This is a genomic window from uncultured Caldilinea sp. (assembly GCF_937128415.1).
Classification (GTDB): Bacteria; Chloroflexota; Anaerolineae; order Caldilineales; family Caldilineaceae; genus Caldilinea.
Map to the genome: position 1 here is coordinate 21,544 of NZ_CAKZMJ010000036.1, position 25,913 is coordinate 47,456.

Here is a 25,913-nt window from a genome sequence, read left to right on the forward strand (position 1 = left end):
CAAGGGGCCTTCCATGGGCGATATTGTGTTGCGCCTGAACAACGTCGGCAAACGCTTCGGAAAAATCAGAGCGGTTGACGGATTTAACCTTCTCGTGGAGCAAGGAGAATTCGTCTCTTTCCTTGGCCCCTCTGGCTGCGGCAAGACGACCGTATTGCGTTGTATCGCCGGTTTTGAGCAACCGGATGAAGGTGAAATTTACTTCCGTGAGCGCAACATAAACTCATTGCCTCCAGAAATGCGGGATGTTGGGATGGTCTTTCAGTCCTACGCCCTGTTTCCAAACATGACAGTCGCGGAAAACATTGCGTTTCCGCTCAAGATAAAAGGTCGGCCTCGACATGAACGGCAGGAAAAAGTTGCCGAACTGCTCAATCTGGTTCAACTGCCAGGTCTTGAGCACCGATACCCTAGTCAGTTATCTGGAGGGCAGCAACAGAGGGTGGCCCTTGCCCGTGCGCTTGCAAAACAGCCGGCAATCCTGTTGCTTGATGAACCTCTGTCTGCGCTGGATGCCAAGATTCGAGAAGAACTGCGCAATGAAATTCGCAGCATTCAGAAAAAACTTGGCCTCACCGCCATCTATGTGACCCATGACCAGGAAGAGGCGCTTTCGATTTCAGACCGGGTGGTCGTCATGGACCGAGGTGTCATTCAACAGGTGGGAAGCCCCATCGAGATTTATCGTCATCCTAAAAATCTCTTCGTTGCCACTTTTGTAGGAGTGATGAACCTCTTCCCAGGCAGGATCGTGGACAAAGGTGTTTTCCGCTGGCAGTCTAGTCTATTTCGGGTATCGAATGCAGAAAAACACACCGGCCACCAGGAGGCTTATCTGGCGGTGCGTCCTGAATCGATCAAAATCTTTTCTCCGCAAGAAACGAGTGAGTCCCTGCCTAGCAATTTACTGGAGGGGGTAATCGATATGCTCACATTTTTGGGCGCTAATGTACGCGTCACTGTTCGTTGTCAGGGTGACTTCATTTTACGCGCCAATCTAACCGCTGAAGCTGCCGACCGTCTCGAAACCGGCCAACAGGTGCTTGCGACGTTTTCTCCAGAATCAGCCTTCTTGATTCTGTCATAACTCAAATTCTTTGTTTCGTTTCAGGCAACTAAGGTGAATCAGGAGAAAGGAGCAGACAGATGAACCGTCGGATGATTCAGGTGATCGGCGTAATGATGGCAGCCCTATTGCTTTTAGCGGCATGTGCGCCAGTCGCAGCGCCCCCATCAGCGCTGCAAACTGCGCCCCCAAGCGAAGGCGAAGATTTGGAGTCTTTAGCGCGCGCCGAAGGAGGGGTGATCAACACCTACGGCATGCCAGAAGTCTGGGCGAACTACGGGGAGATATTTGGCGAGTTTCAGCGTCGCTATGGAATCGTTCAACAAGACATTGACATGGGATCTTCGGTCGTGCTTTCTCGTATGACAGAGGAAAACGCCAGTAAGAATGATGTTGCCGATCTCAAACCTTCCTTTGCCGCCAAGCTGGCCGAAGCTGGGCTCACAATGGATTATAAAGTGAGCTGCTGGGATGAATTGCCGGAGGGACAGAAAGGGATCGGTGCGAACGGATCCGTCTGGCAGGCTGCGTACAAGGGAACACTCGGATGGATCGTTAACACCAACATCGTGAAAGAGCCGCCTCGAAGCTGGAAAGAGCTGAATAACCCTGCGTTCAAGGGACTTGTCAGCTATTTGGATCCCCGTGCAACAGGCACCGGCGTCAACACAGTGGAGGCGGTTTCGTATGCCGTTTCTGGCGATCCCTATAACTACAAAGCAGGCTCAGAATTTTTGGCGGAGCTCCACAAGGCGGGCATCATCGCCTCGGTTGATCCCAAAGTCGATGTCAGCAAATTCCAGCGAGGCGAGGTCGCTATCCTGATCAATTTTGACTACAATCTCCTGCAGTGGAAGAAAGACCTTGGCGTGCCTGCGGAAGTGATCATCCCGCTTGATGGGACGATTGCTTCCGGCGGCGGCGTCATTGCTGCACGTAATGCACCCCATCCGAACACAGCCAAACTCTTCCTCGAATTTCTCCTGTGCGGAGATGGGCAGAAGCTTTACGCAAAAGCGTACGTGTCCCCTATTAATCCGTCAGTGGAAATCCCCGAGGAAGTTGCAGCGGAATTCCCGCCGCAGGAACAGTACGCAAACGTAAGCTTTATCGACTATGCACGGGATGCCGAAATTTCTGAAGACCTGAAGGCAACCTGGGCGGCCCTCACCGGCGCCAGCGAGTGACGAGAGGGTAGGCGAGCGGGAAGTGAACTTCCCGCTCGCCACCCCACACAGCCTATCAGCTACTTAGAAAAGAGCTAAAATTTTGTTTGTACTCCGAGTCGCTTTGTACCAAAAGGCGCCTCACTAACAGGAGATTTAGATAGGCCATGAAGCACCGAGTAGAGCACCTATTTTTGGCGCCATTTTTGTTGTTCCTGGCCTTTTTTGAACTATATCCACTGACCAATATGGCTGTTCGGAGTTTTCTCGATGAAACGTCACAGGCCTTTACGCTGCGCTACTATCTGAATGTCTTTACACAGCCTCACTATGTCACCGCAATACGGAATAGCCTACTCTTCGCCTCAGCCTGCAGTCTGGTTGGCGCAGTTGCCGGAACATTTGTTGGTTATATTGCAGTCACACTTCCCAGAAATCAACGAAACTTTCTTCTCTCGCTGTATTCTTTGCCTTTGACCCTCTCTGGTCTGGTGGTTGCGTTTGCATTTATCGTGCTTCTCGGCAGAAATGGCGTACTGAATTTGATTGTGCAGCGTCTTTTCAGTCTTCCGCGAGACTTTTATTTTGACATCTACTCATGGCCAGGTTTGGTGGTTGTCTATTCTTTTTACCAGGTTCCTCTCATGACGCTCACAATGGCAGCGGTGTTTGAGAATCTGGATCGCAGCCTGCTGGAGGCATCGCGTAATCTGGGCGCCAAACCTTGGCAGACATGGCGATATATCATCATTCCGATCCTTGCGCCAGGCTTTCTCGCCGGGCTCAGCATTCAGTTGGCCGGTATGTTGGGCGCATTCGGTACTGTGCTGGCTTTAGTGGGCGGCGCCAAAAATCTGCTCTCGATTCAAATTTACTATCACACATCGGAGTCTACGTATAACTTACCTCAGGCGGCGGCTTTGTCAATCACACTGATCATCCTAATCGGCTGCGTCCTTTATGCATTGAGTCGAATGGAAAAGAAACTGCGACCTGGGGGATAAACAATGCTAAAACGCCTGCTCTTTTTGTTCTTGATTAGTTTTATTGTTGTGCCCCTATGCATGCCGGTCATCTTTTCATTCAGTCTTTTCTGGCAAGATATCTTTCCACAAGGATTTACTTTGCAGTGGTATGAGGCGATCCTCACCAGACCTCGAACGTATTCCGCCTTACTCACTTCGCTTGTGGTTGCATTCGCCGCTGTTTCCATCACTCTCCTCATTTCTGCACCCGCTGCGTATGCACTGAATCGCATGGACACTCCTTTTGGCCGTTGGATTCGAGACACCGCTCCGATTTTGACATTAATTTTTCCGCCAGTGACTGTAGGAACAGCGCTAGTCCTGGCGTTCTCCCGCCCACCTTTAATGTTGAGCGGAAACGTCTGGATGGTGATCATTGCCCATTCGTTGATCGGACTGCCCTTCATGTTTCGCAATACACTGGCCTCTTTCCGAACACTGAACGAAAGACTGTTATCGGAGGCGGCGGCAAGCCTGGGCGCTAATCTCTGGCAGCGGTTGGTTTATGTAATTATTCCAAACGTGATGCCGGGCATTCTCGTCGGTGCACTGGTAGTTTTTGCCATCTCGATCGGAGAGTTTGAAGTGACCAGTATGGTGGCCGGCTTCACAGGACAGACGCTCCCTCTGCAATTGTTTCAGCAGATACGGAATGACATGCGCATCGCCAGCGCCATTTCCTCATTCCTGGTCTACAATTCTCTGCTTTCCTTTATTGCAATTTCCTACCTGAGCGCCCAGATACGCGGCGGGCCAGATAGACGCGCCGCCTGAGCCATTCCCAGGTTATATTTCGTTCATGCGTGCTAGAGTCTGAACCAAAAGAGGTGAAACATGAAAACGCAACTTCGATCAATTTACAAGCTTTTCGCCCCCTGGCTCCTGGTCGTTGCACTTGTTCTGAGCGCCTGCGCGCCGATGACTGCACCGGCGCAGCCCCCCTCTGCGCAGCCGGTCACGCTCACCGTCATCATGGAGCAGGTGCCGGACTATGACATCGTGGCGGAGCTGACGAAGCGCTTCGAGGCGGAGCATCCCGACGTGCGCATCCGCTTCGACCCCATGCCCTATGACGCCATGCGCGACAAGATTCTAACCTCGTTCCTGGCGCCCCAGGCCACTTACGACGTCATCATCGTCGACAATCCCTGGATGGACGAGTTCGCCAAGGCGGGCTTCCTGGCCCCGCTCGATGACTACATAGCAGCACAGGAAGGGTACAACCTGCAGGATTTCGTCGAGCCGCTGCGCGCCATCGGCGAGGTGGACGGTCAACTCTACGGCGTCCCCTATTACAACTACGCGCTGGGCCTGATCGTGCGGCAAGACCTGTTCGACGACCCCTCCAATCAGGAGAAATTCCAGGCCGAGTATGGACGTCCGCTCACAATTCCCACCACGCTGGAGGAGTATCTGGAGGTCGGACAATTCTTCATGGCGCAGGGGATTTACGGCGCAGCCATGCAGCCCCAGCGCGGCTACAAGGTCTTTGAAGAGTGGAAAAACTGGCTCTACGCCGCAGGCGGCAATCTGATGGACGCCGAGGGTAACGTCATCCTCGACAACGAGGCGGGGCAAAAGGCGCTGGAGATGTACATTGAGATGTACAAGACCGCTGCGCCGCCCAACTCGCTGAACTGGGGTTTCGACGAGGCGCTGCGCGCCATGGCGGCCGGCGAGGCGGCGACGATGCTCTCGTACAACTGGATGCTGCCCACGCTCAACAAGGCCGACGGGCCGGCCGGCGACCTGGCGGGCGCCTTTGCGCTCTATGAGCCGCCGGGCGGCAAAGCGGTGCTCGGCGCATGGCACTGGGCGATCCCGGCCAACACGGCGAACAAGGACGCCGCCTGGCGCTACATCGGCTGGCTCACCTCGCCGGCTGTGGACAAAGAGCGCGTCATCCTGGGCGGCGCGCCGATCCGCACCAGCGTCATGAACGACCCGGAAGTCTGGGAAAAGGGGTTCGGCCGCGAGTACTACGAAACGGTGCTGCGCATTTTGGAAGACGCCGAGCCGCTGGCGCGCGGGCAGAGCGCCGAGGAGATCATCAACGAGGTCGGCACCTACCTCAACAGCGCAGTCGCCGGTGAGATGAGCGTCGCCGAAGCGTTGAGCGCCGCCGCCGCCAAGGTGCGCGAGATCCTGGCCCGTTCCTAGAAGGAGGAGGGGGCTTGCGGCCCCCTCTCCTCCACAGCCGCTCCGTTGATGAAACCATGATCCCTTTCAAATACCGACTTCTCCTGCCCATGGCCGTGACGCTGGCCGCAGTGCTCATCTACCCTTTGCTCTTTTCGCTGTGGGCCTCGCTGCATGACTACCGGCTCACCGCGGTGGGCGACGTGCGATGGGTGGGGTTGGAGCACTATGCGGCGCTGGCGACGAATCGCTCCTTTTGGAACGCTATGCGCAACACCGTTATCTTTGTGGCGGTAGCCGTCGGGCTGGAGTTTGCGCTTGGCTTCCTGTTGGCGATCCTGCTCCATCGCGCCACCCCTTTCCGCCACGTCTTTCGAGCGCTGCTGCTCACGCCCGCCTTCATCACGCCCATCGCTGTGGGGTTGATCTTCCGCTTCCTGCTCAACTCACAGTTGGGCGTCATCCCGCATCTGCTGCGCAGCGTCGGCGTGGATGTTGACTGGTTTGGCCCCAACCTGGCGCTGTTCAGCCTCGCCCTCATCGACGTCTGGCAATGGACGCCCTTCATGATGCTGCTCCTGCTCGCCGGGTTGGAGGCGCTGCCGCCGGAGCCGTTTGAGGCTGCGCGCGTCGATGGCGCCACCGGCTGGCAAGCGCTGCGCCATATCACCTTCCCCCTCATGCGGCCGGTGATCCTGGCCAGCCTCCTGATCCGCATGTTGGACGCCTTCAAGGTGTATGAATACGTCTACGCCATCACGCGCGGAGGGCCGGGCGAAAGCACCGAGACGATCCAGTACCACATCTATCGCGTCGGCTTTCTGTACTACCGCGCCGGAGAGGCCGCAGCGATGGCGTATGTTTTGATGGCGGTCATTCTCCTCTTTGTCGTCGTGCTCTTTTATGTTGTGCGCAGGGAGGCGACCTCGTGAAATTTCGCCGTTATGCAGGCGACGCTGCGGCGTTGTTCATTCTCTGCGCAGCGCTCGTCGCCGTCTTCTTTCCCTATATGTTCATCCTGATCGCATCCTTGAAGGACGCAGCGGCGATCAACCGCCCGTTGGACTGGGGCTTCACGCCGACCCTGGCCAACTGGGCGGCGGTGGTGCGCTCCGACATCCCCCGGCAGGCGTGGAACAGCCTGGTCGTCGGCGCGTTGACGGCCGCCATCTCGCTGGCAACCGGAGCGCCGGCCGCCTATGCCTTCTCCCGTTTCCGCGTCGGCGGCGACGCAGCCAGATTCGTCGTGCTCTCCGCGCAGATGTTGCCGCCTGCGGTGCTGATCGTGCCGCTCTTCTTGCTGATGTACAACATTCGCCTGCTCAACACCCTCTGGGCAGTGACGGCCGCGCACCTGACCTTCATCCTCCCCTTCGTCGTCTGGTTTCTAATCGGCTTTTTCGACGACATCCCGCGCGACCTCGAAGAGCAGGCGATGGTGGATGGCTGCACGCAATGGCAGGCGTTCTATCGCGTGCTGCTGCCGACCGCCCGACCGGGACTGGGAGCAGCGGCCCTCTTTGCCTTCATTCTCTCTTGGAACGACCTGTTCTACGCGCTGTTGCTCAGCGGAGGGGACAGCCGCACCTTGCCGGTGGGCGTCGCCGGCTACTGGACTTTTCGCGGGGTGGAGCTAGGACAGATGTCCGCCGCCATTCTGCTTTCGATCACACCGATGATCGTCTTATCGTTTCTCGTGCAGCGCTATCTGGTGCGCGGTTTCGGAGGAGGGATCGTCAAAGGATGAATCCGCTCGATGTGGCGTTGGAGGCGGCGTACGCCGCCGGGGAGCTGCTGCGCGAAGGATGGCGACGGGGAGGGTTCGCCGTCGAGCAGAAGAGCGCACAAGAGCTTGTCACCGAATATGACCGGCGCTGCGAAGCGCTCATCGTTGACATCCTGCAGAAAACGTTTCCGGCCTACGCCATCCTCGGCGAGGAGGGCGTCGCCAGCAAGGGGACGCAGGCGCAGGTTCGCTGGATCATCGACCCACTCGACGGCACCACGAACTTTGCGCGGGGCTATCCGCTGTTCGGCGTCTCGATTGCGCTGGAACACAGCGGAGAGGTGGTCGTAGGCGTCGTCTACAACCCGCTCGCCGATGAATGCTTCGCAGCCGAGAAAGGCGCAGGCGCCGCGCTCAATCAGAAGCCGATCTGCGTGGCGTCCACCTCTTCCCTGGCCGCCGCAGTCGTCGCCTCTGGCTTTCCTTACGACGCCTGGACAAGCGCCAACGACAACACCGACCTGTGGAGAATTATGGTCAAACGGGCGTTGACGGTGCGCTGCGACGGTGCAGCGGCGCTCGACCTGTGCGCCGTGGCCTGCGGTCGCTTCGACGCCTACTGGGAGCACGGCCTCGCTGCCTGGGACATCGCCGCCGGCGCGTTGATCGCGCAGGAAGCCGGGGCGCTTGTGACCGATTACCGAGGAGGCGATGCGTTTCTGCGTCGAGGCGAAGTGATTGCAGCGCCGGCGGCGCTGCACGCCGAGATTGTGGCGCTCTTGGGGTAGCGACGGCGCTCCTGCCCCCTCTCCCACCCTTGGGAGAGGGGGCCAGGGGGTGAGGGCCTTCCCCACGGGGCTGCCGAGCACCTGCGGCTGCGAGCCGCAGCTACGGTGAAATTCAGGTGCATTTGCAGGGGTGAGGGCCATCCCCCCTCTCCCACTCTTGGGAGAGGGGGCCAGGGGGTGAGGGCCATCCCCACGGGGCTGCCGAGCACCTGCGGCTGCGAGCAGCAGCTACGAGGAAATTCGGCGCTCTCCACCCCCTCTCCCACTCTTGGGAGAGGGGGCCAGGGGGTGAGGGCCATCCCCACGGGGCTGCCGAGCACCTGCGGCTGCGAGCCGCAGCTACGGTGAAATTCAGGTGCATTTGCAGGGGTGAGGGCCATCCCCCCTCTCCCACCCTTGGGAGAGGGGGCCAGGGGGTGAGGGCCTTCCCCACGGGGCTGCCGAGCACCTGCGGCTGCGAGCTGCAGCTACGGTGAAATTCGGGTGCATTTGCAGGGGTGAGGGCCATCCCCCCTCTCCCACCCTTGGGAGAGGGGGCCAGGGGTGAGGGCCCACCTGCAGCGACGATGAAACCTACACGATCGCATCCATTGGCGCGCCGGCTTCGCGGTTGAAGCTGGCCCAGGCGCGGGCATACAAAAACGGCAAGCGTCTCGTCGAGGGCAGCGCGGCGATGCGCGTCAGCCAACGCTCTTCTGCAGCCAGGGCGCGACGGAATCCCTCTTCGACGATCCGCCGCCGTCGCTCTAGCGACGCATCGCAGTAGGCCAGCGCCTCTTCAAGCAGCTCCTGCTCCAGCGCCGCCCGCTCCTCTTGGATCACCGCAATGCGACGCGGATAATCGCGCAGGATGGAGCGATGGAGCCGTTCGTGCCGCCAGAAGAGCGAATGCGGGTCATAGACGCCGGTGGGCGCGGGGCCGACGCTCTCCGGCAGGGGCGTGTCGACCCACAGCGGTTTGAAGATGCTTGTGCAAGGGGCAGCGGTCCCGGTGACGAAGAGCAGCGAACAACGGGGATGCAGATAGGCGACGAGCGAGCCGGTCGTCTGGCTGCGGCGCACCGGGCCATAGCCGGCGTGCATGCAGACGGTGGCGCCCGTCAACCCCTGTGCAGGCGACCAATCCGGGCCGGCCTCCGGCGCATGGAGACGCAGCGCAGCCATCATCGAGGCGGGGGTAGCGCGTCCGCCGACGCTGTGCAGCGCCGCCGTGGTCGCAGCGCAACGCTTATGTGCATCGCTGAAGCGCGTGTACAGGAAGTCGGAATAGGCGCGGCTGAAGTTGAACTCCGCTTCCGACCGACACCATCCCCGTCCGATCGCATGCCTGACCAGGTCGGGCGATGCCATGTCCCACTCGTTGCCCAGCGTGATGGCGTTGGAGATCGAGTAGCCGCCCTGCACGCGCTTCGCCGCCCAGCGCTTGCCGACCGTCTCCAATACCCAGGCGTCCGTTGGATCGGCGATCAGAAAGCTGTTGTGGTAGTAGAGGCGCCGTTGAAAGCCGCAGTTGCCGCCCTGGCCATATTGCTCCAGCAGCGCCGTGATCACCTCCACCGCCTCCCGCGCCGTGGCCGCCCGCTCCAACCCCAGGCGCAGCAGGTCCATGCCAAGCAACCGCTCCTCTTTTTCATATGGCTCTCGTGTAAAAAGCGCCTCATTGCCGATGGCGACGCCGTGCTCGTTGACGCCCATCTCTGCGCCCCAAATCCAGAAGGGCTTGGCCAGCGCCACGGCGTAGGTGTGCGCAGCCTGTTCGATCTCGATGTAGGTGCAGCGCACGCGGCTGCCCGGCGCATGGTCGAGGGCTGGGACCACCATGAGATGGTGCGCCTCGTTTGGCTCCCGATCGGAGTTTTTGGCGAAGAGCGCGACGCCATCCGCCGTCGCCTCCGGCGTCATCACCAGCGTGTCGCACATGGCGCGTTCACCTCCATTCGCACAGCGTCTCTAGATAGGCCGCCGAGCCGTCGCGCAGCCAGCCGTCGAGTTGGGCCACCTCCTTGAGCTGCTGCCCGCGCAGCCGCGGGACGGCCACGAACGCACAGTCGAAGCCGGGCAACGTGGTCATGTCGCCCCAGAGCTTCTCGAACTGCGTCACCGGATAGACATCCTCCTGACCCTTGCCCCAACGTTTTTTCACGTCTTTGAGCGTGACATACGTAGGCATCCTGGCCGCCACGCTGCGCACCGCCGCAGCCACCTTCTCTTCGTGGGCGAGATCGCTGCGCGTCAACCCGAAGGCGACGAGGAGACGGTCGAGATCGATCCAATAGGTGGCCGAATTGTAGTAGGTCAGGTTAAACTCAATCTCCTCGCGCGGCATGGCCAGCCCTTCCACCAGCCGGAGCCGCCCATCGACGCGCGCCAGGCCGCCGCCGCGGTCGTCAATGCGCCGCGTGATGACCTCGGTCGTCATCGCTGCGCCGCGGTCGATATGCCAGCCCAGCAACGTCGGATCGACGTCGGCGCCCAGGGTGTCGATGTTGTGCACCATCAGCCAGCGCAATTGGGGTCGATCCTCCAGCAACTGCGCCAATACGCCGTTGCGCAGCAGGTTCGGAATTTCATACCAGTGCCCGACCGGGTGCAGGCACTGGAGAGGCGCGTTGTCGGTGTAGTCCGATCCTTCGCCCATCTGCTGCGCCCACTGGATCAGCGCAGCGTGCAAACTTTCGCGCACCTTCTGCGCCTGCTCGTCGAGCAGCTGCTGCGGCGTCTCCTCCCAGGCGAAGCGCAGATCGCGCGCCATCGGCACCAGCCGCAGACCGACGGCCCGCCCGGGTGAAAGCAGCAGCGGGCCTGTATAGCCGTAGTTCTGTTCGCGGCGCAGGAATTCGGCGATCGGCTCATGCGTGAGGTAGCTGGTGGTGACGATGTGCACAAGCGGCGCACCGGCCAGGCGGCTGATGCGACGGCTTTTGGCCAGATGCACCTCGATGAAGTTGCGATGTTTGCCGCCGATGCGCGCAAAAGGATTGAGCGCCTTGACCACGCCGGCGCCCTTTGTCCAGCGGCTGCCTGCCCCGCCCGCCAGCGTGACCACCGCCGCTGCGCCTGCAGCCAGCGCCTCCAGACCGATCTGCTGCAGCCTGGCCCGCTCCGTTTCCGAAAGGCGCGCAATGTCGTTCACATCGTCGGCTGCGACGTCTTCGATGACGGTGCGCACGGGCAGGCGGTTCTGCGCCAGCCCGATGCGCCCGCTGCGCAGGTCGGCGCGAATCTGTTCATGCTGGATGCGGTCGAAGCCGTTGGCTTCGAGCAAGGCGGCGAGGCTCTGCTGACGGTCGATCCCCTGCTCGCGCGGCGGCAGCAACTGATCGAAAAGCGCCTGCACCATGCCCGCCAGGGCCGGCTGCGTGCGCGCGGCGGCGCCGAAGGCCTCCAGCTCGGCGCGACGGAAGGGCGACAGGCTGCGCTGCTCGTGGCGAATCAACGCCGGCGCGGTCAACATGTAATAGCCTGCCGGCATCAGCGCCTGCTCGCCCGTGCAAAGCTCCGCCCACGTCCCGCGCTCGTTGATGGCGAAGTCATAGACCACCGGCTCCATGGCGAACGGCGCGGCGCGCTCCAGATCGCGCTTGACCGCCCGCATCGTCTCCTCGAGCCAGCCTTGCGCTTCAGGCTTGCGCCGCGGGTCGAAGAGAAAGCCCATGCCGCCGCCCGCCATGCCGCCCAGCATCCAAAAGCCCCAGAAGTCGTCGCCGAAGGCGGCGCGGGCGCGGTCGATCAGCGTTTCGGTGTAGAGATTGCTCGCCCAGGGGATGATGGTCTGTATCGGGCCGCGGAAGTTGCGCTCCGTGCCCTGGCCGATCCCGCGGATGTCCCCGCGTCGCAGGAGGTCGGTGAGTTGGTCAAAGATGCGCATCGCCTCCTGCCGGCCTGCCCATTCGGCCTCGCTGCGCAGCAGATACTTCTCGGTCACCATCTCCAAAATGGGGCCGACGTCCTGCGCCATGCCGCCGTGCACAAGCACCAGGCTCTCCTGGAGTCGCCGTCGCGTCTCCGGCGTTACGACATCGGGGCCGAGGATCGTGTGGCGCGGCAGCAGCCGCCCGCGCGAAACGCCGTATTCCGGGTCGCCTTCGCCGGCCTCTACGCCCTCGATCAGCTTGACGCCGGGCCAGACGCCGCCGGAATCCTGCCAGCCGCCGCCGGAGCCGCCAAGCCATTCGCCCAGAATGGCGCGCGCCGCCACCACGCGACGCTCCTCTTCGGTGAGCGGGCCGGTGAGCGACTGCGCCTGGCCTGTGGCGCGCATGCAGACCGCAATCAACGAGGCGAGCAATGTGGTCGAAACCGCCAGCCGCGAGCCTTTGGGAATGCCGTTGACCTGGCTGACCAGCTCGATGCCGTAGCCAGGCCGAATCATCCGCGCCAGCAGGTCGGCGAGCGACTGGCCGGAGCCTTCGACGCCGGGCGGGACGATGCCCGAGGCGATGACCGCCGCCTTGAGCAGCCCCAGATAATCTCGGGCGAAGTCGAACACCTCGGCCAGCGAGCTGATTTCGGCGATGGCGCCCAGGTCGACGCTGACCAGGCGGAGGATGGGCTGGTCGATCACTCGAAAAAAGCTCTCCACCGGCGGCCTGGGTCGGCCATCGCTCTGCCCGCGCACCGCCAGGTCAATGGAGATATTGAGCACGCGCGCGCCTTCCGGGTAATCCATGCCCAGAAAGAAGATGTCGCTCCAGCCGCTGTGGCTGAGATCCATGCGCACAGGCGTGGCTTCGTGAAGGATGGGGAACAAATGCGCAGATTGGTGAGGGGGAGGCGCTGCAGAGGAAGGCGTCGTCCGATCTTTCCGGCTCGTTGCGGCCCCATTCCCCCAGTTCCCCACGTTCATGTAAAGCTCCTCGCGCACGCGCAACGGTTGATCCGCCGGATGGCCGATGCGGAACATCCACTGGTTGCCGCGCGCGGAGCGGACGCTGCGTCGCACCTGATTGGCAAGCGTCTGAAAGCCAAGGCGGCGGTAGGCCTCGGCCAGCGCGCTGGCGGAGCCGTCGCTGAGGGGAACGGCCAGGAAGAGATCGATCGCCTCCTCGAAGCGCCGTTTGAGCAAGTTGTCATAGCCCTCAAAAGGAATCCAGCCGCCCGGCTGCAGCTCCGGTCTTTGCGGCAGGTGAAAACGATAGATGGCGTACAGGAAGAAGAGGGCGCGCACGCGCTCGTAGAGATTTTCGCTGCGCCGGCGAAAGGCGTCCAGCGCAGCGCATTCGGCGCGCAGCTCATCGAACGAGGCGCGGCGGCAAAACGCGTCCAACGAACGATTGCGCACCTGCGGGTCTTGCGCAGTGATGATTTGAATCAGTTGGCTCATGATAACGGCGGCGGATCAAGTCGATGAAAGATAAGATTCATGGATTCACTTCAAGCAAATGAATTGTAGCGCAAGCGAAATACAACCTCCAACTTCCCCCGCTGAAAGCCTCACCCGTCCTACTCCTGTCTATGAACGCAAGAAGCGCGCCTTGAGCTGTTCTCCGCAAAAAATCAGGCTTCGCCTTCTTCGATGGCCAGAATGCGGTCCAGGCGAAAGGTCAGCACCCGACCTGCGTTGTAGCAGTAGGCGCGCAGATAAAGGCTCCCGCGTCGCGTTTCGATCCAGTGCGGCTCGACGCGGCGCCGGGTCGTCAGGTTGCGTCCGGCGCTGACGTAGGTGAGCAGCAGCGAGGCCCGACGAGCGATGGCGGTTTCCAGACGTCCACGCCACTGCTCCGGGTCGGCGGGCGACGGCGGCGGGGTGAACGGCAGCGCGTCGAGCAGATCGGCCAGGTGCTCCAGAAGCGCCGCCTGCTGCGCCTGCACTGCGGCCTGCTGCAGCGGCGTCAGTTGCGCAAAGAGGGCGTCCAGCGCGCGATGGGAAAGGGGCGCAGGCAGCGGCAGGAAGCGACCGAGCCGTTGATAGAGGCGGCCGGCCAGCCAGAGCGCTGCGGCGTCATTGGCCGCAACCTCTCGCTCCGTCGGCAGATCGAGCGCCGCAGGAAGCCCCGCCTTGCGCAGGCAGCTTTGCAACACCTCTGCATCTCCACGCCAGACGGCAGCGGTCGGCGACAGAACTTCCACCAGCCAGCGCTGCGCATCGCCGTCCTGGACAAGTTGCGCAAGCTGCTCCGGGCGTCGCGTGCGCAGGATCGGCAGCAGCGTGGCCGTGACCTGATCGCCCGCCTCCCACCAGGCATGCAGTCGGGCGATCTCCTCCGTATGCAAAGGCAATCCCAGCAGGCGCAGCGCATGCCAAAGATGCGCCAGTCCATGGCCCTGGACGGCGGCTGCGGCCATGCTCTCCGGCGTAAAACGGGCCAAAGAGAAAACGGAAGCGGACGCATCCTCCTCTACGTCGGTTGCAGCGTTCTGAGGCGCTGCGCCGTGCATCGCTTGCAGATCTTCGCTGAAGAGAGCGATACGCGCCTGCGCCGAAGAAGAGGCGCACCAGGCGAACCGCAGCGTAAGGGATCGCTCGTCTTGGGAAGGCGACCACCCTGCAGCAGCGGCTTCGCCGGAAGACCATGGAGATGCGCTCAAGAGGAGCCGACCCTGAGCAAGGAGTTGATGACCAACGTCGGTGAGGGCGAAATGTTCTGTATCGAGCGGCGCCACGACGCCAAGCAGATGGAAGACTGTCTCCAGCAGCAGGCGCAGGCTGCGTTCGACGTCGCCGAACGTATGGAAATGGGTGGTGAAAAAAGTGACCGGTAGAGTAGGATCGACTGACCACGCATCGGCCAGCCTCTGCGCTGTGAATGCGCCGGACAGGCGGGCCATGCATGCAGCGAGCGCGCGTCGAGCAGCGATTCCCCATCGTGCGTCCGGTTGCAAATAGGCGCTGCGTTCTCGTTCATCATCCCCATCCTGGAGCCATGCCTCCCAAAGCATGGTAAGTTGTTCGGTCGGCGACAGCTCCAGCCAACGCCAGCCGAGGACGGTGACCTCCGGCGCGATCAGGTTAGCGTGGCGCGCCAGAAACCAGAGTGTGCGTAGAAGGGGCGACTGTTTATGAGAGCGTAGAGAGGCTGATGCTTCCTGTGGGCGCAATCGAGCATAAAGCTGGCGGGCGGAATTGGGCCTCAGCCAGCGCCCCTGTAGCAGCTGCGGCTCTCGTTGCTGAAGCCAGAAGCAGAACATCTGCACAAAATCGAAAAGCGGCTGACGTGGATCGAGCTGAAACGGAGCGCTTGACGCAGGGGCCTCGTGCAGCGGGGCCAGCCCAGGCAGCGGAAGGACGCGCAAACGTGCGGCGGAGAAGGGGACGCCTCCTTCGGCGGCATGAAGCAGCCCGGAAAGAAAGAGCTGCTCCGCCACCGAGTGGGGAGGAGCGAGATCGGATAAGGAACGCAGCCCGCCATATTCGGCCAGAAAAAGCGCAGCGGGTAGCTCGGGCGTGCGACGCAGACGGTCGTATGCGCTGCGGAAGGCTGCAGAGGCGCATTGGAAGCATCGCTGAACTTCCACCGGATCGCTCCAATGTGCGGCAATGGCGGCCACCCAGCCTTCTTTGCGGTTGCGCGCTTCTCCGCGCAAGCCGACGCCAAGGAAGTCGCCGATGCGGCGCAACGCGTCGTAAGGCAACGCTGACAGCCAAGCAGTCTGCGCAAGGTAAAGCTCGTCGAAAGTCAATGGCCACCGTCTCCTGGCTCACGCATCCTGCACAGACGGCGCCGCCCTGTTCGGCGCATCATGCGCCAGAGGCAGCTTGAAAACTTTCAAATGGAGCACTGTGCGCTCCTCGCCTTCGACTTCAACCTGCTTAAAACCCGGCACAACGGCGAGATCGAAACCATCCTCGGCTACGTAGCTGCGCGCAATCGTCACCGCCTTGATCGCTTGATTGACCGCACTGGCGCCGATGGCTTGAATCTCGGCGCATCCTCGCTCGCGCATCATCCCCGCAATTGCGCCCGCCACCGCACTGGTTCGTGATTGCGCTGAGACCTTGATAGCAACGCTCATCATGACTCTCCCGATGTACAAACGCCGATGGAGGCAGAAACCACTGCTGCAGAAAGCGGCCGCTTCCGCAGGAGCGGCTCTGCATTGTTCTTCGGTTGTCAGTTCTCGACTCTGTTTGTACAGGGGTGGACGTTGATGCAGCGTTGATGGTGGGAGACCCACCCTGGGGCGACGGAGGTGCAGCGCGGACGAGCGGAAGTCATCGCCCTCTAGAACATGTCAAGCTGTCTTTTGCCCAAAAGCGCTTCTTTACCCGCACTCCTCCGCCAGCGCCGTCTCCATCGCCTGCAGGAGATAGACGAGCGACGTGGCGCCGGGATCCGCATGCCCCAGGCTGCGCTCGCCCAGTTTGGCGGAGCGCCCCCGTTTGGCGACCATCTCCCGCGTGGCTGCAGCGCCGGCCTGTGCAGCAGGCAAGGCCGCCCGCCACGCCGCCAGCAGCGGTTGGTCGGCGGGCTGCGCCGCCAACGCATCGACGAAAGGCTTCAGCGCATCCACCAGCGTTTTATCGCCCGGCTGCGCCTTGCCGAGCCGCATGACCATCGACAGGCCGGCCTGCAGCGCCTTCGTCGCCGTCGCCGTGTCGAAAGGTCCATCGTCGAGGACGCGGCCTGCACTGGAAAGCAACGCGCCGATCAATGCGCCGGAGGCGCCGCCGCTGGCGTCGCTGAACGCAGCGCCGGCTTCGATCAGCAGCCGGCCGGCGCCGTCCGACATTTTTTCCACGGCGGCATTGGCGGCGCGCAGCCCGCGCACCATCGTGGCGCCGTGGTCGCCGTCGCCTGCGGCGGCGTCGAGTCGGCCTAATTCTTCCTCATGAGCGGTGATGACCTCCAACGCCAACGCCAGCCAGCGGCGCACCACAGCTACAGCGATTTCCGATGAACCCATAAATCCATCCTCAGCAGTTGATGTAAGCCGCCGAAGCGCACGGGGCGTCCAACAAGGGGGTCAGCTCCTCGTCGAGCCAGCAGAGCGTCAGGGAGCAGCCGGCCATGTCGAGCGAAGTGACCATTTCGTTGACGATCGGCTTGTAGGGCGAAAGTCCTTCGGCCAGCAGGCGGCGATGCACGTCCTTGTAGAGCACGAACATTTCTTCGTACTGGGTGGCGCCCAGGCCGTTGAGCAACACCGCCACCGTCGATCCGGCGTCGGGCGGCGCGTCGGCGAGCAGTGCGTCCAGCAACAGGTCGGCGATCTCGCGCGCCGGTCGCATGTGGCTGGATTGTACGCCCGGCTCGCCGTGCACGCCCAAGCCCAGCTCCATGCGGCCGGGTTCGACGGTGAAGAGCGGCGCCGATTGCCCAGGAAGGGTGCAGCCGCCAAAGGCTACGCCAAAGGAGCGCGTGCGTGCGTTGGCCTTGCGCGCCAGCCGCTCGACCTCGTCGAGGCTGTCCCCGCGTGCAGCCGCAGCGCCTGCAATTTTGAAGACAAAAAAGTCGCCCGCGATGCCGCGGCGCTCGTCCTCCTGCCCGCGCGGGGCGGAGGCGACGTCGTCGGTGACGCGCACGGTGCGCACGTCGATCCCCTCCTCCTGGCAGCGCAGCTCCGCCATGTCGAAGTTGAGCACGTCGCCGCTGTAGTTGCCGTAGCAGTAGAGCACGCCGGCGTCGCTCGCCACCGCCTTGGTGACGCGATAGACCTGCTCCGCCGAAGGGGCCGCAAAGACGTTGCCCATCACCGCCGCAGCCGCCAACCCAGGCCCGACGTAGCCGCAAAAAGCCGGGTAGTGGCCGGAGCCGCCGCCGATCACGAGCGCCACCTTGCCCGGCCGCGGCGCATCGAGCGCCATTACGCCGGAGGCGCCGGGCACGCGGCGGACGAAGCGGCCATAGGCGGCCACAAAGCCTTCGATCAACTCTTCACGGAAATCGGCCGGATCGTTGTAGAGTTTGGTCATTGCGCCTCCTCCTCCCTGGAGATGCTTCGTATTGGAGATTCTTAGGAGCAACCGCCGTCGGTTGATGACCGACGTCTGGCGTCAGGCCACGCTTCCGGCGTGACATCCCGACCGCGGCTGAGAGCCGCAGCTACGATAATTGCCCAGTTGTTTTGTTAAAAACCATCGTTCGGCGCTGCGTCCTTCTCTGCTTCCCCCGCTACACCCGTATAAATGCAGCCACCTCTGGATTCCGCCGCAAGGCTTCGAGGTCGGCGGCGGTGGGAAGCTGTGGACGGTCGCGGCGCGCGTTGACGATGCAGAGGAAGCCCAACGGCTCATCGCCCGCCGGCTGAAACTGATGCCACGTCATGGGAGGCACCAGGATCAGATCGTAGAGGCGAATGTCATGCACTGCATCGCCGACCAGGACGCGGCCTTCGCCGCGCACGACCATGACGGCGTGCTCGTGTTCGTGCCGCTCCAGCGTGGAATAGCCCCCCGGCGCCACCTCGAAGTAACGCCACTGAAACTCCATCCCCTCACCTTCAAAAAGGGTCTGTCGGGTGACGTGGCGAAAGGTCGTCGTTCCATCCTGCTTGTATTCGAGCACCGGCGTGCCTTCCCAACGGCATTCGCCCAAATGCGCGCGGAAGATCATGCGACAAATCCTTTCTGCACATTTTCGACGAAGACGCGGCTGCGCTCCAGGAGCGCGTCGCCCGCTATGTACAGGCTGCCGCCGATCAACAGGATCACATCCCTGCCGTAAACGTCGAGCATCTCCTGCACGCGATCCACCTGCATGCCGCCGGCGGGCACAGGGAAGGCCGCCTTGACCTCGCCCCAGGGGCGGCGCAGGTTCTCCGCCAGCGTTTTGCAGGTCTGCTGGCTGTAGCTGAAGCGCCCGCCGTAGTTGGGATAGATGACGGCGTCGGCGCCGAAAAGGCGGAAAATTTTGCCGAAGAGCAGCTCCGGGGCAATGCGCAGCGCGCCGCCGAAGGCCGGATGCGCCAGGATCGCCATGCCGGAATTGTCGGCGGCCAGCTCGTGCATCAGCGCCATGCCCACCAGCATCGGCTCCACCATGACGACGCGCACGCCCAGTTCACGGCAGATGCGCACCTGATCCGCAATCTGACGCGGGGAGCCGATCAAGTTGGGGACGTAGCAGCAGCGCCGACCGGTCTCTGCATTGACCTGTTCGACGGCGGCCTGGCAGCGCGCCACCCGCTCTGCGAAGGGCGAAAAGGACTGATTCGCCAGCCCATGGTCGTCTTTGATCAGATCAATCCCGGCGCGTGCGAAGACGCGGCAAAGGTCGGCGAGCTGGGCGCTGGAAAGCCCCTGCGGTTTGAGCGCCGTGCAGGTGAGCGCTCGCGCTTCGGCGCCAAGCAATGCGCGCAGCCCCGTCACGCCGAAGCGAGGGCCCACGAAGGCCGAAAGCATTTCGTCCGGCATGACGACGTCGACGAGCAAGACATCTTCCTGGAGCGAGGTGTTGCCGAACAGCATGTTCAGGAGCTGCGCCGGCTCGTCGCCGGTGGTGACGCGCGCCAGCCGGATCGCCACCTCAAACAGATTGTCGCCGAGCGGTGCGATCGATTCGACGCGGGCCAGGATGTTCTCGACGATGTGCGGATCGCGCACCGCCGCGCGCGGCAGCTCCACGCTCTGCTCCAGGGCGATGGCTTCGGCGCGGCCTGCAATCTCTTTGGGAGTGGAACGGACGTGATAGATGACAGAAAAAGCGTCTTGCACGGTGACTTTCCTTTGGACTCATTGCGTCATCGGCAGCGGTGTGGCCGAGCGCATGAAGGCGATGGTGTGCTCGAGATCGACGATGCCGGCGTCGGAGCCAAGGCCCGTGGCCACGAGCGCAGCCGCAGCGGAGCCAAGCCGGCCGGCCTCCTCCAAACTCCAGCCCATCCCCAACCCCACGATAAAGCCTGCGCAGTAGGCGTCGCCGCAGCCGGTGGTGTCCACCACCGGAACCCGATAGGCGGGCAGGCGAATCTCACAGATTTCGCCATTTTCTCGGTAGGCGATGCTGCTGCCCTCGGCGCCCATCTTGAAGACGGTGTGCTTCGCCCCTCGCTCCAGGAAAAAGGCGATCACCTCGCGGCGGTCGTGGAGTTTGCACATCATGCGCGCCTCGTCGAGGCCGGGCATGAAGTAGTCGATGTAGGGCAGACATGGCTCGATGAGGTCGAGCAGATCGGGGCGGTCGATGGCGACCAGGTCAAAGGTGGTGGTGACGCCTTTGGATTTGGCGAATTTGAGCACCTCCACCGTAGGCGGGCCGTCAAAGCGCGGCATGAGCGACGTGCCGCCGACGTGCAATACATCGGCCTCGGCGATGACGTCGAAGTCGATGTCATCGAGCGTGAGCGCGCCGTTGGCGCCGGGCACGTGCAGCGCAGGACGCTCGCCGTTGGGACGGATCGGCAACATGGTGGCCGAGGTCTGCACGCCCTCCTTGCGACGCAGATAGCGCGTCTCGATGCCGTAGTGCTGCATCGTGGAGACGACGAAGTTGCCCAGCTCATCTTTGCCCAGCGCGCCCATGGCGATCACGCGCGCGCCCAGTTTGGCCAAATCGACGCTCGCGCCGGCCGCCGTCCCTGCGACGGTGATGCGGATTTCTTCCAGCAGATCGACGTTCTGTCCATCAGGGATGCGCGTGACCGGCCTTCCGAGAATGTCGACGATGTGGATTCCCAGACTCACGACGGTGGTCATGGCTCGCTCTCCATCCTTTTTGCTGCAAGTTCTGTTTGCTCAACGTCGCTAAGATAGGCTTCGATCTCTTCGGCGGAGCTCATCTCCAGCGTCAGGGCGGCGATGCGCTTCGCCTCGGCCATGTCGAGGCGACGAATGCGCTCTTTGACGAGAGGAATCGCCGCCGGACTCATGCTCAGCGCGTCGATCCCTAGGCCGATCAGGAGCGCCGTCGCTTTTGGATCGCCCGCCATCTCGCCACAGAGGCTGACTTTGATCCCGGCGGCGCGACCGGCCTCCACAGTTTCGCGGATGGCGCGCAGCACTGCAGGCTGGTAGGCGCTCACCAGGTTGGCCACGGCTGCATTGTCGCGATCCGCAGCCATGATGTACTGGGCGAGATCGTTGGTGCCGATGCTGAAGAAGTCCACCAGCCGCGCCAAATGGTCGGCGATCAACACCGCCGACGGCGTCTCGATCATGACCCCGCGCTGCAGGTCTTCATCGAACGGCAGCCCCTCCGCCTGCAGCTCGGCGCAGATCTCGTCGATCAGGGCGTCCACCATCACCAGCTCCTCCCAACGGCTCACCATCGGGAACATGACGCGCACCGGATAGTCGGCTGCGGCGCGCAGGATGGCGCGCATCTGCGGGCGAAAAAGGCCGGGATGGTCGAGGCAGTAACGCAGGCCGCGCTGGCCCAAAAATGGATTCGGTTCATGCGGCTGGCGCAAATAGGGCAATGGCTTGTCGCCGCCGACGTCGAGCGTGCGGATGACCAGCGGCCTGCCGTCCAACCGTCGTGCGGCGTCCCGGTAGATTTCCAGTTGCTCCTCCTCAGAAGGAGGCGCTTCGCGTTCAAAGTAGAGGAATTCGGTGCGAAAGAGGCCGACGCCTTCGGCGCCGTTCAGGAGTGCGGTTTCCAGCTCGCCGGGCAGATTAATATTGGCGGCCACTTCGATCGTTTCGCCGCTGCGCAGACGGGCGGGCGCCTGTGCGCGCTTGCGCGACTCGCTGCGCTCCGTCAGCCAACGCTCCCGTCGCTGACGCAGCTGCTCGATCGTCTGGGCATCGGGCGCAAGCCATACGTGGCCGGCGCCGCCGTCCAATCCCACGATCTGTCCGTCGGCGATCGTCAGCGCCACTGCGCCGACGCCGGTCACGGCTGGGATGCCGAGCGAACGCGCCAGAATGGCGCCGTGGCCGGTGACGCCCCCCTCCGCCGTGATGATGCCGAGCACGCGGCCTGCGGGCAGCCGCGCCACGTCAGATGGTCTGAGGTCCGTCGCCACCAGGATGGCCGGCTCCGGCGGGTCGAACAACAGGGCGTCCGCCGGAACGCCGGCCAGATGGCGCAGCACGCGCTGGCCGGCGTCGAGCACGTCCTCCGCGCGGCGCGCCAGATAGGGATCATCCAGCGCGCGGTAGCGCGCCACCACTGCGCGCAAGGCCAGGTTCCAGGCGCTGGCGGCGTCAAGGCGACGCAGCTCGATCGCTTCTTCGGCGGCGTCGAGCAAATCTCTGTCGCCGATCATCAACATCTGAGCGTCGAAGATGCCCGCTTCCGCCGCGCCGACGCGACGGGTGGTCTCCGCGCGCAACGTGCGCAGTTGTTCCATAACGGCGGCCACCGCTTCGCGCAGCCGCTGGCGCTCGGCTGCAGTGTCGGCGACCACCCCCTCTTCAAGCTCGATCGCCGGCGCGCGCAAATGAAAAGCGGGGCCGACGGCGACGCCTTCGGAGGCGGGCGCGCCCACCACCACATCGCCTTCCTCCGACACAGCGGCCGCAATGATCTCCGTCGGCTCGGTCACCTCGATCGGGTCGCCGAAATTGTCCAGCGCCAGCGCCTCGATCGCCTCAATGACGGCGGAGGCGTCGGGGCCGGAGGCGCGCACGACCAGCACGTCGTGCTGACGCACGCCGAGCGTCACCAGCCGGTTGAGGCTGGTGGCGGGCACGGTGCGGCCGTCGTGGGTGAGGGTCACGCGGGCGTCGTACTGGGCGACCAGCGTGACCAATCGCGCCGCCGGCCGGGCGTGCAGGCCGAGCTGATTCGGCACAACGATGGTCAGTTCCACGCTCTCTCGATCGGCCTGCTCTGGAGCCGCCTCTGCGAGGGGGACCGCTGCAGGCAGGAGATGCTGCCAGCTTGCAAGCTGTTCGATCTTCGGCGCAAGCGCATCGCGCGCCTCGGCGTAGACTTCGGCCAGCGAGCCGCCGATTTTGGCGCGCACTGCAGCGGCCAGCGCGCCTTCCACCAGCGGCGCTTCGCAGAGATGAACCCGGCTGCGCATTGCTTCGGGCAACAGGTCGAACGCAGCCTCGGCGCTCATGATGGCGCTGCCCAAATCCATCAACACCAGCACGTCGCTCACCTCGGGGCGGATGAGCAGCGACTCGATGGCCGCCGCCACTTTGGCCGGGTCGGTGCCGATCGGCGCGTCAGGGATGTCGGTGCCGCCGGCCACGGCGATCGCTGCGCCGCCCTGCACCACCTGTTCGACCAGCTCGCGCACCCCTTCGGCGAGCTGCGCGCTATGGGAGACAATCACCAGACCGATCATGCTTGTTTTGCATCCTCATCGGCGAGTGCGTCCGCCAACGCACGCAGGATCAGATAGGTCGACGTAGCGCCCGGGTCCTGATGGCCGATGCTGCGCTCGCCCAGGTAGCTGGCGCGGCCTTTGCGCGCCTGCATCGGGATCGTAGCGCGCATGCCCGCCTCTGCGGCGGCGGCCGTGGCGCACAAGGCCGCCGGCAGGGGCTGTCCCGCCGCCAGCGCCTCCTTCAGCGCATCGACCGCAGGCGTCCAGGCGTCGATCATGGTTTTATCTCCTGGCTCGGCGCGCCCACGCTGCACAATGCCGTCGCGCCCCGCCTCCAATACCGCCAGCAGCTCGGCGGGCGTCAACGCCTGACGGTCGCCTGCAACGTTGGCGGCTTTGAGGAAGAAGTTGCCGTAGAGCATGCCGCTGGCGCCCCCTACGGTCGACATCAGCGTCATGCCTGCGCTCTTGAACATCGGGCCGAGCGGCTGTCCGGGCTGCGCCGCCAGCTTCTGGACGACGGCGGCGAAGCCGCGCGCGATGTTGACGCCGTGATCGGCGTCGCCGATGGCGGCGTCCAGCTCCGTAAGATACCCCTTGTTTTCTTCAAGCACATCGGCCGCCCTTTGCAGCCATGCCTCCATATCTGCTGTTGTGATCATCATATTCCCCATCGCAGCGCTGGCGTCTTCACCGGTGCGTCCCAGAGGCGCACCATTTCATCATCGACGCGCGTCAACGTGATTGAGCAGCCTTGCATCTCCAGCGAAGTAATATACGCGCCGATCAGGTTGCGCACAATCACAATGTTGCGCTCTTTGCAGATCATCGCCAGTCGACGGTAGACGGTGTACAGCTCCGAGACGGGCGTGCCGCCCATGCTGTTGACGAAGGCGATCACGCGATCGCCGGCGCGGAAAGGTTCGCTGGTCAGGCTCACCTCGGCCCAGTCGCCGGTCATCGGGTCAAAGGAGCGCACCGTGCGCGTGTACGGCCCATCGTTGAGGATCTCTTCGGCGAGCAGCGTCGTGATGGCGTCGGCGTCGATGATCGGGATGCGGCGTTGTCCTGGCTCGCCGTGGATGCCGATGCCGATCTCGATCTCGTGCTCGCCGAGGTCAAAGGTCGGCTTGCCCGCCGAAGGCGTCGTGCAGGAGGTCAGCGCCATGCCCATCGAACGGCAGTTGACGCTGACGCGCTGCGCCAGCTCGGCGGCCTGCGCCAGCGAGTAGCCCGCCTCGACGGCGGCGCCGGCGATCTTCTCGACGATCACGGTGCCGCCGACCCCACGGCGCCCGGCTGTGTAGAGGCTGTCCTTCACCGCCACATCGTCGTCGACCAACACCGTGCGCACGGCGACGCCTTCGCCATGCAGCAGCTCGGCGGCCGTCTCAAAACTGAGCACGTCGCCGGTGTAGTTCTTCACGATCAACAGCACGCCGGCGCCGCCGTTGACCTCCATGCCGCAGGCGAAAATTTGATCCGGCGTCGGCGAGGTGAAAATCTCGCCCGGGCAGGCGCCGTCCAACATGCCATAGCCGACGAAACCGCCGTGCAGCGGTTCGTGGCCGCTGCCCCCGCCGGAGACGACGGCGACCTTGCCGGCCACCGGTGCATCGGCGCGCACGATGTATTTGGGCTCCAGGGAAACGCGCAGGAGGTCGGGATGGGCGAGCGCCATGCCCTCCATCTGTTCACGCACGACGGCGTCTACAGCGTTGATCAGTTTCTTCATGGGCGGCTCCATCAAGAAGTCATGGTGTTGGAAGTCACGGTGTTGGAAGTCACGGTGTCGGGTGAAGCGATTCATCGACTGCATGCTGCAAGGCGACGCCGGGTTTGTGCCCATCGGCGCCGAACAGGGTGACGCGCTCCAGCGGAACGTGCACCCACGCCTCCTGCGTCAGGGTTCGGCCGACGTCCGCTGCAACTTTCGCCTTGAGCACGAAATCGGCGACTTGCAGGGCGACCAGCTGCTGGCCGCCGACGACGATCGCCCGGCTCAGCACGCGCGCCGGGACGGCGTCGGAACGGGGGGCCGGGTAGACGCGCACATGCTCCGGTCGAACGCCGAGCGTCAACGGGCCGGCGGCCCTTCCATCGAGGCGCAGCGGGCGCGCAAAGAGCGGGCTTGTAAAGGCTCCTTGTTGGCTCCCATTGACAAAATTTTCGATGAAGTTCATGCCCGGATTGCCCAGGAACCAGCCGCCGAAGACGTCGTTGGGGCGATCATACAACTCGCGCGGGGGCGCATACTGGACGATTCGGCCATCCTTCATCAACGCGATCTGATCGGCGAGCGTCATCGCCTCGGTCTGATCGTGGGTGACGTAGAGGATGGTCTGTTTGAGTCGCGTCACCAACTCTTTGAGCGCCCGCTTCAGTTGCAGCTTGGAAGAGATGTCCACGTTGGTGATGGGCTCGTCGAAGAGGATGATCTGAGGGCGCCGCGCCACCGCGCGCGCCACCGCCACTTTCTGGCGCGTGCCGTTGTCGAGCTCCTCGATGGAGGCGTCGACGGCGTGACGCATCTCCAGCAGATCGACCACCTCATCGATGCGACGGTCGATCTCCGCCTTGCTCAGCTTCTCGGCGCGCAGCGGCAGCTCGATGTTCTCGCGCACGTTGCTGCCGCGGTAGACCACCGGATATTGGAAAACCATGCCGATGTTGCGGGCGCGCGTGGAAAGTTTCGTCACGCAGCGGTCGCCGAAATAGACCTCCCCACGCGTGGGCGTCTCCAGCCCGGCGATCATACGCATGAGCGTGGTCTTGCCGCAGCCCGAAGGCCCCAGCAGACAGGTCGTCGAGCCGGCGGGGAAGGTGATGGTCAGGTCATCGACGGCGACGACGCTGCCGAATTCTTTGCGAAGGTTCTCTACGCGAATGTCCAGCACAGGT

Annotated in this window: 21 protein-coding genes; 8 read left to right on the plus strand and 13 right to left on the minus strand. The window is 63.1% G+C overall.

Annotated elements, in window-relative coordinates; genetic code table 11:
• Positions 1–13: 13 nt before the first annotated feature.
• From Q0367_RS06015 to Q0367_RS06050, 8 genes are all read left to right on the plus strand, one after another.
• Complete coding sequence (locus Q0367_RS06015; RefSeq protein WP_298981231.1) at positions 14–1,087, plus strand: ABC transporter ATP-binding protein; 1,074 nt, start codon at positions 14–16, stop codon at positions 1,085–1,087.
• Positions 1,088–1,146: 59 nt separating this feature from the next.
• The gene (locus Q0367_RS06020; protein ID WP_298981232.1) at positions 1,147–2,253 is read left to right on the plus strand and encodes an extracellular solute-binding protein; all 1,107 of its coding nucleotides are present in this window, start codon (positions 1,147–1,149) and stop codon (positions 2,251–2,253) included.
• A 146-nt stretch (positions 2,254–2,399) separates the two neighbouring features.
• A complete protein-coding gene (locus tag Q0367_RS06025) occupies positions 2,400–3,236 on the plus strand; it encodes an ABC transporter permease subunit (RefSeq protein WP_298981233.1) in 837 nt (278 codons plus the stop codon).
• Positions 3,237–3,239: 3 nt separating this feature from the next.
• Positions 3,240–4,031 carry an ABC transporter permease gene (locus tag Q0367_RS06030; protein WP_297635954.1) on the plus strand — a complete coding sequence of 264 codons (792 nt, stop codon included), beginning with the start codon at positions 3,240–3,242 and terminating at the stop codon, positions 4,029–4,031.
• Between the two features lie 60 nt (positions 4,032–4,091).
• Complete coding sequence (locus Q0367_RS06035) at positions 4,092–5,417, plus strand: ABC transporter substrate-binding protein (RefSeq protein ID WP_298981234.1); 1,326 nt, start codon at positions 4,092–4,094, stop codon at positions 5,415–5,417.
• A 56-nt stretch (positions 5,418–5,473) separates the two neighbouring features.
• Positions 5,474–6,328, plus strand: coding sequence for a carbohydrate ABC transporter permease (locus Q0367_RS06040; protein WP_297635967.1), 855 nt, complete (start codon positions 5,474–5,476; stop codon positions 6,326–6,328).
• Positions 6,325–7,143 (plus strand): carbohydrate ABC transporter permease, encoded by an 819-nt coding sequence (locus tag Q0367_RS06045; protein ID WP_298981235.1) that lies wholly within the window; start codon positions 6,325–6,327, stop codon positions 7,141–7,143. Before Q0367_RS06040 ends, Q0367_RS06045 begins: the two co-directional genes overlap by 4 nt.
• Positions 7,140–7,910 carry an inositol monophosphatase family protein gene (locus Q0367_RS06050; RefSeq protein WP_298981236.1) on the plus strand — a complete coding sequence of 257 codons (771 nt, stop codon included), beginning with the start codon at positions 7,140–7,142 and terminating at the stop codon, positions 7,908–7,910. The genes Q0367_RS06045 and Q0367_RS06050 overlap by 4 nt, the downstream gene beginning before the upstream one ends.
• Positions 7,911–8,483: 573 nt before the next feature.
• Here the strand turns inward: Q0367_RS06050 and Q0367_RS06055 are convergent.
• The 13 genes from Q0367_RS06055 to Q0367_RS06115 all read right to left on the minus strand — a co-directional run bounded on the left by Q0367_RS06055 (position 8,484) and on the right by Q0367_RS06115 (position 25,909).
• Positions 8,484–9,830 carry a C69 family dipeptidase gene (locus Q0367_RS06055; RefSeq protein ID WP_298981237.1) on the minus strand — a complete coding sequence of 449 codons (1,347 nt, stop codon included), beginning with the start codon at positions 9,828–9,830 and terminating at the stop codon, positions 8,484–8,486.
• Positions 9,831–9,837: 7 nt separating this feature from the next.
• Positions 9,838–13,233: a UTP--glucose-1-phosphate uridylyltransferase gene (locus Q0367_RS06060; RefSeq protein WP_297635978.1), complete on the minus strand. Its 3,396-nt coding sequence runs from the start codon at positions 13,231–13,233 to the stop codon at positions 9,838–9,840.
• A gap of 173 nt (positions 13,234–13,406) precedes the next feature.
• The gene (locus tag Q0367_RS06065; RefSeq protein ID WP_298981238.1) at positions 13,407–15,530 is read right to left on the minus strand and encodes a YafY family protein; all 2,124 of its coding nucleotides are present in this window, start codon (positions 15,528–15,530) and stop codon (positions 13,407–13,409) included.
• Positions 15,531–15,548: 18 nt separating this feature from the next.
• The gene (locus Q0367_RS06070) at positions 15,549–15,863 is read right to left on the minus strand and encodes a stage V sporulation protein S (protein WP_298981259.1); all 315 of its coding nucleotides are present in this window, start codon (positions 15,861–15,863) and stop codon (positions 15,549–15,551) included.
• Positions 15,864–16,112: 249 nt separating this feature from the next.
• On the minus strand, positions 16,113–16,754 hold the full coding sequence (gene dhaL / locus Q0367_RS06075; protein ID WP_298981239.1) for a dihydroxyacetone kinase subunit DhaL: 642 nt from the start codon (positions 16,752–16,754) through the stop codon (positions 16,113–16,115).
• Between the two features lie 10 nt (positions 16,755–16,764).
• Positions 16,765–17,763, minus strand: coding sequence for a dihydroxyacetone kinase subunit DhaK (locus Q0367_RS06080; protein ID WP_297635990.1), 999 nt, complete (start codon positions 17,761–17,763; stop codon positions 16,765–16,767).
• A 199-nt stretch (positions 17,764–17,962) separates the two neighbouring features.
• Positions 17,963–18,403 carry a cupin domain-containing protein gene (locus tag Q0367_RS06085; protein WP_297635993.1) on the minus strand — a complete coding sequence of 147 codons (441 nt, stop codon included), beginning with the start codon at positions 18,401–18,403 and terminating at the stop codon, positions 17,963–17,965.
• Positions 18,400–19,503 carry a RuBisCO large subunit C-terminal-like domain-containing protein gene (locus Q0367_RS06090; protein ID WP_298981240.1) on the minus strand — a complete coding sequence of 368 codons (1,104 nt, stop codon included), beginning with the start codon at positions 19,501–19,503 and terminating at the stop codon, positions 18,400–18,402. The genes Q0367_RS06085 and Q0367_RS06090 overlap by 4 nt, the downstream gene beginning before the upstream one ends.
• Before the next feature lie 18 nt (positions 19,504–19,521).
• Positions 19,522–20,484, minus strand: coding sequence for a carbohydrate kinase family protein (locus Q0367_RS06095; protein WP_298981241.1), 963 nt, complete (start codon positions 20,482–20,484; stop codon positions 19,522–19,524).
• Positions 20,481–23,030, minus strand: a complete 2,550-nt coding sequence (gene ptsP, locus Q0367_RS06100) for a phosphoenolpyruvate--protein phosphotransferase (protein WP_298981242.1) — start codon at positions 23,028–23,030, stop codon at positions 20,481–20,483. Before ptsP ends, Q0367_RS06095 begins: the two co-directional genes overlap by 4 nt.
• A complete protein-coding gene (gene dhaL / locus Q0367_RS06105) occupies positions 23,027–23,677 on the minus strand; it encodes a dihydroxyacetone kinase subunit DhaL (protein WP_297636005.1) in 651 nt (216 codons plus the stop codon). The genes ptsP and dhaL (Q0367_RS06105) overlap by 4 nt, the downstream gene beginning before the upstream one ends.
• Positions 23,674–24,747, minus strand: coding sequence for a dihydroxyacetone kinase subunit DhaK (dhaK, locus tag Q0367_RS06110; RefSeq protein WP_297636008.1), 1,074 nt, complete (start codon positions 24,745–24,747; stop codon positions 23,674–23,676). Before dhaK ends, dhaL (Q0367_RS06105) begins: the two co-directional genes overlap by 4 nt.
• A 49-nt stretch (positions 24,748–24,796) precedes the next feature.
• Positions 24,797–25,909, minus strand: coding sequence for an ABC transporter ATP-binding protein (locus Q0367_RS06115; RefSeq protein ID WP_297636011.1), 1,113 nt, complete (start codon positions 25,907–25,909; stop codon positions 24,797–24,799).
• Between the last annotated feature and the right edge of the window lie 4 nt (positions 25,910–25,913).

What these genes read in the sequence shown, in the direction of transcription:
- Q0367_RS06015 (WP_298981231.1), top strand. Translation starts at nt 14, where the DNA reads ATGGGCGATATTGTGTTGCGCCTGAACAACGTCGGCAAACGCTTCGGA.
- Q0367_RS06020 (WP_298981232.1), top strand. Translation starts at nt 1,147, where the DNA reads ATGAACCGTCGGATGATTCAGGTGATCGGCGTAATGATGGCAGCCCTA.
- Q0367_RS06025 (WP_298981233.1), top strand. Translation starts at nt 2,400, where the DNA reads ATGAAGCACCGAGTAGAGCACCTATTTTTGGCGCCATTTTTGTTGTTC.
- Q0367_RS06030 (WP_297635954.1), top strand. Translation starts at nt 3,240, where the DNA reads ATGCTAAAACGCCTGCTCTTTTTGTTCTTGATTAGTTTTATTGTTGTG.
- Q0367_RS06035 (WP_298981234.1), top strand. Translation starts at nt 4,092, where the DNA reads ATGAAAACGCAACTTCGATCAATTTACAAGCTTTTCGCCCCCTGGCTC.
- Q0367_RS06040 (WP_297635967.1), top strand. Translation starts at nt 5,474, where the DNA reads ATGATCCCTTTCAAATACCGACTTCTCCTGCCCATGGCCGTGACGCTG.
- Q0367_RS06050 (WP_298981236.1), top strand. Translation starts at nt 7,140, where the DNA reads ATGAATCCGCTCGATGTGGCGTTGGAGGCGGCGTACGCCGCCGGGGAG.
- Q0367_RS06055 (WP_298981237.1), bottom strand. Translation starts at nt 9,830, where the DNA reads ATGTGCGACACGCTGGTGATGACGCCGGAGGCGACGGCGGATGGCGTC.
- Q0367_RS06060 (WP_297635978.1), bottom strand. Translation starts at nt 13,233, where the DNA reads ATGAGCCAACTGATTCAAATCATCACTGCGCAAGACCCGCAGGTGCGC.
- Q0367_RS06070 (WP_298981259.1), bottom strand. Translation starts at nt 15,863, where the DNA reads ATGAGCGTTGCTATCAAGGTCTCAGCGCAATCACGAACCAGTGCGGTG.
- dhaL (WP_298981239.1), bottom strand. Translation starts at nt 16,754, where the DNA reads ATGGGTTCATCGGAAATCGCTGTAGCTGTGGTGCGCCGCTGGCTGGCG.
- Q0367_RS06080 (WP_297635990.1), bottom strand. Translation starts at nt 17,763, where the DNA reads ATGACCAAACTCTACAACGATCCGGCCGATTTCCGTGAAGAGTTGATC.
- Q0367_RS06085 (WP_297635993.1), bottom strand. Translation starts at nt 18,403, where the DNA reads ATGATCTTCCGCGCGCATTTGGGCGAATGCCGTTGGGAAGGCACGCCG.
- Q0367_RS06095 (WP_298981241.1), bottom strand. Translation starts at nt 20,484, where the DNA reads ATGACCACCGTCGTGAGTCTGGGAATCCACATCGTCGACATTCTCGGA.
- ptsP (WP_298981242.1), bottom strand. Translation starts at nt 23,030, where the DNA reads ATGATCGGTCTGGTGATTGTCTCCCATAGCGCGCAGCTCGCCGAAGGG.
- dhaL (WP_297636005.1), bottom strand. Translation starts at nt 23,677, where the DNA reads ATGATGATCACAACAGCAGATATGGAGGCATGGCTGCAAAGGGCGGCC.
- dhaK (WP_297636008.1), bottom strand. Translation starts at nt 24,747, where the DNA reads ATGAAGAAACTGATCAACGCTGTAGACGCCGTCGTGCGTGAACAGATG.